The sequence below is a fragment of the Streptomyces sp. NPDC058678 genome (genome assembly GCF_042714835.1).
In the GTDB taxonomy this organism is placed as follows: Bacteria; Actinomycetota; Actinomycetes; order Streptomycetales; family Streptomycetaceae; genus Streptomyces.
The window spans coordinates 1-6899 of sequence record NZ_JBHXSG010000153.1; the positions used below are offsets into that span (position 1 = coordinate 1).

9 protein-coding genes and 2 pseudogenes are annotated in these 6899 nt (G+C 65.1%); 8 read left to right on the forward strand and 3 right to left on the reverse strand.

All coding sequences use genetic code 11. From position 1 onward, the window contains the following. The first annotated feature begins 138 nt into the window (after positions 1-138). Complete coding sequence (locus tag ACFWWR_RS48210) at positions 139-321, forward strand: hypothetical protein (protein WP_384310724.1); 183 nt, start codon at positions 139-141, stop codon at positions 319-321. A 147-nt stretch (positions 322-468) separates the two neighbouring features. Here ACFWWR_RS48210 and ACFWWR_RS48215 read toward each other — a convergent pair whose 3' ends face one another. Both ACFWWR_RS48215 and ACFWWR_RS48220 read right to left on the reverse strand, forming a co-directional pair. Further along, the gene (locus ACFWWR_RS48215; RefSeq protein ID WP_384310725.1) at positions 469-1122 is read right to left on the reverse strand and encodes a hypothetical protein; all 654 of its coding nucleotides are present in this window, start codon (positions 1120-1122) and stop codon (positions 469-471) included. A 230-nt stretch (positions 1123-1352) separates the two neighbouring features. Beyond that, on the reverse strand, positions 1353-1604 hold the full coding sequence (locus ACFWWR_RS48220; protein ID WP_384310726.1) for a hypothetical protein: 252 nt from the start codon (positions 1602-1604) through the stop codon (positions 1353-1355). A gap of 185 nt (positions 1605-1789) precedes the next feature. Here ACFWWR_RS48220 and ACFWWR_RS48225 point away from each other — a divergent pair, with 185 nt between their 5' ends. The 7 genes and pseudogenes from ACFWWR_RS48225 (at position 1790) to ACFWWR_RS48255 (ending at position 6276) form a co-directional block, all read left to right on the forward strand. Then, positions 1790-3136 carry a hypothetical protein gene (locus ACFWWR_RS48225; protein ID WP_384310728.1) on the forward strand — a complete coding sequence of 449 codons (1347 nt, stop codon included), beginning with the start codon at positions 1790-1792 and terminating at the stop codon, positions 3134-3136. A gap of 216 nt (positions 3137-3352) precedes the next feature. Continuing rightward, entirely contained in the window at positions 3353-3802 is a 450-nt protein-coding gene (locus ACFWWR_RS48230; RefSeq protein WP_384310730.1) for a hypothetical protein, read from the forward strand. 32 nt (positions 3803-3834) lie between these two features. Beyond that, positions 3835-3921, forward strand: a pseudogene (locus ACFWWR_RS48235) (hypothetical protein); the annotation flags it as partial. A 187-nt stretch (positions 3922-4108) separates the two neighbouring features. Then, a pseudogene (locus tag ACFWWR_RS48240) lies at positions 4109-4669 on the forward strand (transposase); the annotation flags it as partial. Between the two features lie 233 nt (positions 4670-4902). Beyond that, positions 4903-5178, forward strand: coding sequence for a hypothetical protein (locus ACFWWR_RS48245; protein ID WP_384310732.1), 276 nt, complete (start codon positions 4903-4905; stop codon positions 5176-5178). A gap of 119 nt (positions 5179-5297) precedes the next feature. Beyond that, positions 5298-5690, forward strand: coding sequence for a nuclear transport factor 2 family protein (locus ACFWWR_RS48250; protein ID WP_384310734.1), 393 nt, complete (start codon positions 5298-5300; stop codon positions 5688-5690). Between the two features lie 280 nt (positions 5691-5970). Next, entirely contained in the window at positions 5971-6276 is a 306-nt protein-coding gene (locus ACFWWR_RS48255; RefSeq protein ID WP_384310736.1) for a hypothetical protein, read from the forward strand. 60 nt (positions 6277-6336) lie between these two features. Here the strand turns inward: ACFWWR_RS48255 and ACFWWR_RS48260 are convergent, their stop codons facing one another. After that, positions 6337-6813, reverse strand: a complete 477-nt coding sequence (locus tag ACFWWR_RS48260) for a hypothetical protein (protein ID WP_384310738.1) — start codon at positions 6811-6813, stop codon at positions 6337-6339. Between the last annotated feature and the right edge of the window lie 86 nt (positions 6814-6899).

Below are 6899 nucleotides of genomic sequence, written 5' to 3' on the forward strand. Positions count from 1 at the left end.
GGAAACCCGAGACGACATGCACGACGCGTTCCTGCAACTCGCCCACTGCATGACCCTCGCCCGCAAGGACCCAGCATTCTGAAAGGACCCCTAAGGGGTGAAGGCGGGAGAGTCCCGCCGGATGGGAGTACCGCTGTGATGGTCCGATTCGTGGGCGGCCCGCTCGGTGGCCGTGAGCTGTCGACCACCCCGAGCCTGTGGGCCGAGGGCTGGCTCACGGCCGGTGACGCCGACTGGGGCCTGTACGTCCCCGTACACCGCGACCCGACGACCGGCATCGTCCTGGCGGAGGTCCGGGTCACCATCCCGCGCCAGCGGTAGCCGCCGACCGCCCCGCATGGTCCGGCCACCGCTGCAACACCGGCACGGCGGACACCCGAGGTGTGTTGCATCCCTGACCTGCCGAGTCAGGACGAAGGGGCGGGCTGCCAACACCTTGGCAGCCCGCCCCTTCGTCAAGGGCTTCCGTCAGTTGGCCAACGGCACAGTGCGGTCGGCGTGGATGACCGTCCCGTCGGCCAGCCCCACGTACGGCCGCATCTGCGCGTACGGGATGCGCTGCTCCCGCTCTACCCGCCGCAGCTCATCGGCTCGGATCAGGAACCGCGCGGGAGGGGCACCGGGGGTGAGAACGTGGGGGAGCGGAGTTGCCCAGTTCTCGCCTCGCGTGACGAACATGCGCCGGTCACCGGGGAGCTCGATGCCCCAGCTGGTGATGGCGATCGGCTGGTCACCGGTGTTGACCGCCTCTACGCTGACGAAATGATCGCCCAGGTCCTGGCTGCCGTCGGGCAGGTCGTAGACAGGGATGGAGTTGGAGACCTGGAGGACGACCCGGGGGCCTATGGGAGAGGGCAGGTAGCTCGCGATGTTGAAGCGGTTCTCCTGCTGGTTGTGGTTTCCGACCTGCAGAGCGGCGGGGCCGTTGAAGGTGTTGCCGAACATGCCGTGGCGGGCTGCGAAGTCCTGCTGCTCGGCCACGAGCGCCTGAAGCTCGGTCGCGACCTGCTGCTGCTCGGAGTCCTCCAGGGTCTCCAGAAGCGACTCGAAACGGGTCTGCCACGAGGCCTCCTGGCGCAGGCGCGCGCGCTCCGCATCGCGCAGCAACCGCTCGAAGGCCAACCAGGACCCGGCCCAGTGGCTGCCGCCGGCCGTCGAGCAGCACTGCCGCTACGTCTCCGAGTGGGTCGGCACGAAGCTCCGCTGGAATCTGGCGGCCGACCCATCTGAGTTGGAGGCGCTGCAGGTGTTCGCCGACGGACCGTGCGCGGAGACGATCGTCGTCGTCACCCCGGCCGACTGACCTCCTGCAGCCCGCTGCGGCAGAGGGCCGGCGGAGCGAGTTGCGGGGTTCACGGGTCGGAGCGTCGGCGGGGCTGGCCGATCAGCGAGCGCATCACGGGCACCGTGGAGCCGGCCGCGCTCAGCCCGGCCAGCACGGCGCCCGCTACGGGTACGCCGGTCAGCACGGTGAGAGCGCCGACGACCAACCCGAGCACGAGCGCGGTGAGCAGAACGACGGTGGTGTGCAGGGACAGGAACGGCGGCTCCGCTTCGGGGCCACTCGGGCCGGGCTGTGCCGGCGGCGGTGTCATCTGGGTCATGAAAGGACCATCACCCACGGCCTGCCGCTGGCCTGCATCAATCGAACAAGCTGAGGTCTGGTCCGATCAGGATCGTCCTCCGTCGAACATGACACCGTCGTGTTCCGATCCGTTCCGTCATGTTCCGTGCCGTTCCGGTCGGGTGGCCTTTACGCTGCTGCTCACCGCACAAGACGGGGGACGATATGGCAAGCAACAGCGAGACCAGTGAGGGCAGTTACGCGGCAACGCTGCAGAAGCTGGGGGAGGCACTCACCGATCTGAAGCGGGAGCGTGGGGCCCCCTCCTACGACCGGATCCTCGTACACGGAAAAAAGATGTGCGGCGAGCGGGCAGCGATGTCGAAAGCCTCGATGAGCGAGGTGTTCGCCGGGCGACGCGGCCCGGCCTCCTGGGACCGGCTGCTGTGGCTGGTGCGCGCCCTGCTGTCGTATGACGACGGCGAAGAGGTGAAGCCCCCCGACCGGCGTGATCCTCAACTACAGGTCTGGAGGGACCGGTGGCACGCCCTGGAGAGTGAGCGCGCCGCAGCCCGCAGCGTGTCTTCAACGCAAGACTTGGGACAAGTGCCTACAGCCGACCGGGACCCGGCTGCGACCTCCTCCCGGCAGGAAAGCATTGCACCCAACCCAGACGTGACGCCAGAAGTGAAGCGGTTCCACAACCCAGGGGATGCTGCCGCCCAGACCGACCCTCAGAATCCGTACGCGCCAAGCGCGGAGCAACCGGCCGGGCAGGCCCAGTCCGCGCGCGAGCCAGCTGACCCCCTAGCCGGAATCCAAAAGCTGCTGGAGTCAGGTGAGCCTATCCATCCGGAGGAATTAACTTTCATGTATCGATACGCCGAATCGATACGAGATGAAACAAACGCGTCGCTTGTCCCTGAACGCGAAACTCCCGCAGAGCAGGGAAGAGGACAGAAAGGATCCCGTCGGCCCGTCGATAACGGTGCGGATTCTTCCCTCCAGCGCGACCGATGTGGAAAATTTCTCAAAATTGGCCGAGATTCGGGATTAAAGCTCACTCTGATTCCCAAGGATGACGACCTCACGAGCATAAAAAGGATCGACGAATTCCTAGATTCTCTTAGTGCACTCGACTTTACGCAGAGGCAAATTGAGCCATTCCATGCTCTGAGACGGAAAGTGTCGGCAGCTCAGTCCCCCGAAGAGTTCAGAGCGTTGGTGTACGAACACGCGGCCGCAATGGATGACGTGGCCGAAATTGTGCACAGTAAGGCGACAGGAGGAGAGTACGGCTGGTTCTTGATTGGGCATCACATGTACTCGGTCGCCTACATCGCAACAAGTTTGTGGCCAGATAGCGAAATCGAAAAACACGTAGCAGAACTACGTAGAGGTCTCGCGTACCTCACTGAAGCTCTCGACATCCCAAAGACATTGCGGGACGGGCTGAAAGACTACTGTTCCATGCCGCTGCCCGCGAAGAGCCAAAACGAAGTATTCAATGAGGCTGATCGACTCTATCGTGCCTGCTACGTATTTCTCGGAAGCGGCCGCCACACAAAGTGATGGGCGCAATGGGTGATGGGCGTCGTGGTTTTTTCACTGTGTGGGTGTCATCTGGTTTCACCGCTAAGGGGCGGTTTTGTTGGGCGGTTGGTGTTGATGGTGTCGTCGGGTTGGTGAAGGGTGCTGTCGTTTCCCAGATGGGGTGGATGGCGCTTATTTAGGCAGGAGTTGGTGGATTCCAGGGCCGGGGGGTGAGGGTCTGGCTACGCTCGGTGTGTGCCTTCGTTTGCGGGTGATCCGCGTCATGAGCGTCTTGTTGCTGTTCTTGTGCCGTTGCTGCGCCGGACGTGTCTCCCTGGCGGGGGTGGCTTCGGCGGGTCGTACGAGCTGCGGTTGGCTGTGGATGAGGCCGAGGCGCTGGGTGGCATCGACTTGATCCGTTCGGCGATGCGTAAGGCCGCACGCTCGTTGGGCTGGACGCGGCTCCAGACGTTCGGCGGTTCCTACCCGCAGGTTGCTGTTGCGGGGGTGGTGGACCAGCGGGAGGTCCCGCAGGAGTTTGCGGCGGTGGTCGAGGACTACCGGATGGGTCGGATGAGGGCTTCGGCCGAGGTGGTGTCCCAGACGCTCCAGGACGGTCGGCGCAGGGCGGTGCCGGGCTCTGTGTACGTGACGACGCAGGAGTTCCGTGCCGCATTCGCTTCAACTGAAGGCGTGCCGGAGTGAAGCGTGCGCGGGCGACTCGGCTGCTTCAGGACATGATCACGCGCCTGGAGCAGGCCGGTTGGCCGTTAGGCCTGGTGGATGAGGTGTATGTCTTCGGATCGTACGGGCGAGGGGCGCTGGAGCCGAACGACGTCGATGTCGTGGTGGAGCACCATACGGACAAGCGGTGGCTCGGGGAGTCGCTGCGTGCGTCGATCAACGGGCGTGATCCTTATGTGGGGATGCGGCAGGCGCTGCGTGGCCGCACTCGCGGTATCTCCTTTCAGTTCCGCGGGCGTGACACTCTGCGCGACGAGGGATTCGACCTCCACCCCGGTGGAATGCGGCCGCTCCCGCGAGACCGTCAAACGCTCCGACCTGGCAGGTTGGGCCGAATACGGCTACTGCGCCAGTCACAGCCGCTTCTTCTGGGGCCTGCACCTGGTCTGCACCCTTCAGGGCCTGCCCATCGCCTTCGCCCTGACCGGGGCCAAGGCCGACGAACGCGAGACCCTCCTTGACCTCCTGGCAGCCGAATGCGAGCTTCTGCGAGAGCGCCCCCGACAGACTTTCATCGGCGACAAGAACTACATCGGCCGTGGTTTCGAACGCGAACTGTCCGAGCATGGAGTCCAGCTACTGCGGCCTGCCCGTAAAGGTGAACGTGAACGGCCTGGCGCAGCCCTGTTCAAGCCGCTGCGACAGGTCATCGAATCGATCAACGAGACCTTCAAGGGGCAGCTTGACCTCGAACGGCACCGACGGCGCACACCCGGAGGTGTCATAGCCCGCGTCATGCAACGCATCCTCGCGCTGACCGCCGCGATCTGGCACAACGACGCCACCGAACAAACCGTCCTACGCTCACTGATCGCCTACGATCACTGACCCCTTGGAATAGATCATCTAGGCGGCCTGGTTGCGCAGCGTGTGTCTCTCTCAGAGACGTGGTCGGGAAGCCGATAGGGGCATACCCAGCCCGTGCTTGGCCGCTGAGGTTAGGGGGTGGTCCGGCAGATCAACCCCCGTAGCCCGGTCGGCTCCTGCCGCCGTGCGGAGGGTTGTGCGGACTGCTCGACTGGAGGAGTTCACCAATCCTCCGACTTCACGGGAGCAGTTCCGTGGCCATCATCGCCATCCTCGATTTGCCGGGCGTCACCAGGGAGCAGTACCAGGTCAACCACGCGAGCATCCACGCGGCGCCGTGGTGGCCGACGGAGGGCTTCATCTCCCACGTGGGCGCCCCGGCGGACGGCGGTTGGCTCGTGGGCGACATCTGGGAGTCGAAGGAGGCTCTCGCGGCGTTCATGGAGAAGGCGGCGACGATCTTCGAGGCAAACGGTATGCCGAGGGTCGAGCCGAAGATCTATGAAGCGGTGAACGTGGATATCGGCTAAGAACCTACGTCTGGACCTCGGCCGCTACGGCCCCGTGCGGGGTTCGGCCCAATTGCCGACGTCGATGTGCCACTGCACGTGTCGCGGTGCATAGGTTGCCGGGAGAACTGGAGGCGCTGATGACCGATCACCCACACATCGCCGTGTTTCACCGTGTCATGGCTGCCTTCTCAGCCGGCGATATGGATGCGCTGGCGGAGCACTTCCACCCTGATGTGGTCTGGCACATCAGGGGTAGGAACCTGCTGGCGGGAGAGTACCGGGGACGCGAGGAGACATTCGCGGTGTTCGGGCGGGAGTTCCAACTGACGGGCGGCACGTACCGGCCGCAGCTCCACGATGTGCTCGCCGGCGATGACCACACAGTCGCGCTGATGCACGTCACAGCGTCACGTGAAGGCAAGCAGCTTGATCTGGACTATGCCATCGTCTTCCACATCAAGGACGCCAAGATCACCGAGGGCTGGGTCCTGACGGTCGACCCGCAGGCGTACGACGCGTTCTGGTCGTAGGCGCCCGGGAACGGCAGACCGCAACACGGTCTCAGCGCCAGGCGTACTCAGCGTTTCCGGGCTGCCCCACCCGGCGCAGATGACCAGCCTGTCCATGATGGCCACGTCGGGCCGGGTCGAGCAGGTCAGCGAGCGTGTCTCTGGCCGCCTGGGTGCCGCACCCCACCACCACCCGGCGATGGCGTGTGAGGGTTTCTTAGCCCAGCGGTGACGTTGACGATGCGATACGGGGGCACATGAGCCCGGCACGGTCCATGCGGGTGTCCGGCAGGAGGAGCCAGTGGCCGGTCATGAGGTCTATGCGGCCAGCGCATTGTCGGTGGTGGCCGCGATATTGCTCGCGCGATGGTGCCTGGCGGGTCGAAGTGGCAGGCCGGGCACTGCTGCCGTATCCCGCCGTGCCCCGCGCTGGACGGTGCTGGGGGAGGTCCGGCGCACGGGATCCGAGGCCCAGGCCGAGCAACGCCTGCCGACGGACGCGGCGCGTTCTCAGCGGGCGGTGCAGGAGGCCGAAAACCTGGTCCACGGCTACTGGCGCCAGATCGGTCCCCTCTACATGTCCAAGCGCGATCACCATCAGCACTGAGCCGGTCGGGCAGCGCATGGCCGGTACGGGGAATCGGTCAGGTGCTGAGGGCTTGGCGGTCTACTTCGCCGTCGCCTTCTTCGCGGCGGTCTTCTTGGCGGGCTGCTTCTTCGCGGCTGCCTTCTTGACCGCCGTTTTCTTCTTCGCCGGCAGCTCGTGCACGTCGGCACCCTCGCCGCGGGAGGCCTTCGTCTTCTGCACGGACTCCGTCAGGGCGGCCATGAGATCGAGCACCTTGCCCGACTTCTCGGGCTCCGGCGCCTCGGGAAGCTCACGGTCCTCCCGCTTCGCTTCGATGATCTTCGCCATGGCGTCGGTATAAGCGTCCTCGGATTCCGGCCCTTCGAGGTCTTCGCTGCTCATCGACTCCATCAGCGCGAGCGCGCCCTCGATCTCCTCCTCGGAGACCTCCGTGGGCGGCGGCAGGAGCTCAGCGGGGTCGCGGATCTCGTCCGGCCAGTGCATCGCGTGCAGCACGATCACGTCGTCCCGCACCCGCAGCAGGCCCAGCCTCTCCCGTCCGCTCTTAGAAGTCATCTCATTTGGTGAGTCGGCGGTAGCAGATGAGGGTGCAGGCGATGCTGGTGAAGGCGAGGAAGTGCTCGGCTTTGCGCTCGTAGCGT

Excerpts from the sequence above, each read along its gene's own strand:
- ACFWWR_RS48210 (WP_384310724.1), top strand. The coding sequence starts at position 139 with ATGGTCCGATTCGTGGGCGGCCCGCTCGGTGGCCGTGAGCTGTCGACC.
- ACFWWR_RS48220 (WP_384310726.1), bottom strand. The coding sequence starts at position 1,604 with ATGACCCAGATGACACCGCCGCCGGCACAGCCCGGCCCGAGTGGCCCC.
- ACFWWR_RS48225 (WP_384310728.1), top strand. The coding sequence starts at position 1,790 with ATGGCAAGCAACAGCGAGACCAGTGAGGGCAGTTACGCGGCAACGCTG.
- ACFWWR_RS48250 (WP_384310734.1), top strand. The coding sequence starts at position 5,298 with ATGACCGATCACCCACACATCGCCGTGTTTCACCGTGTCATGGCTGCC.
- ACFWWR_RS48260 (WP_384310738.1), bottom strand. The coding sequence starts at position 6,813 with ATGACTTCTAAGAGCGGACGGGAGAGGCTGGGCCTGCTGCGGGTGCGG.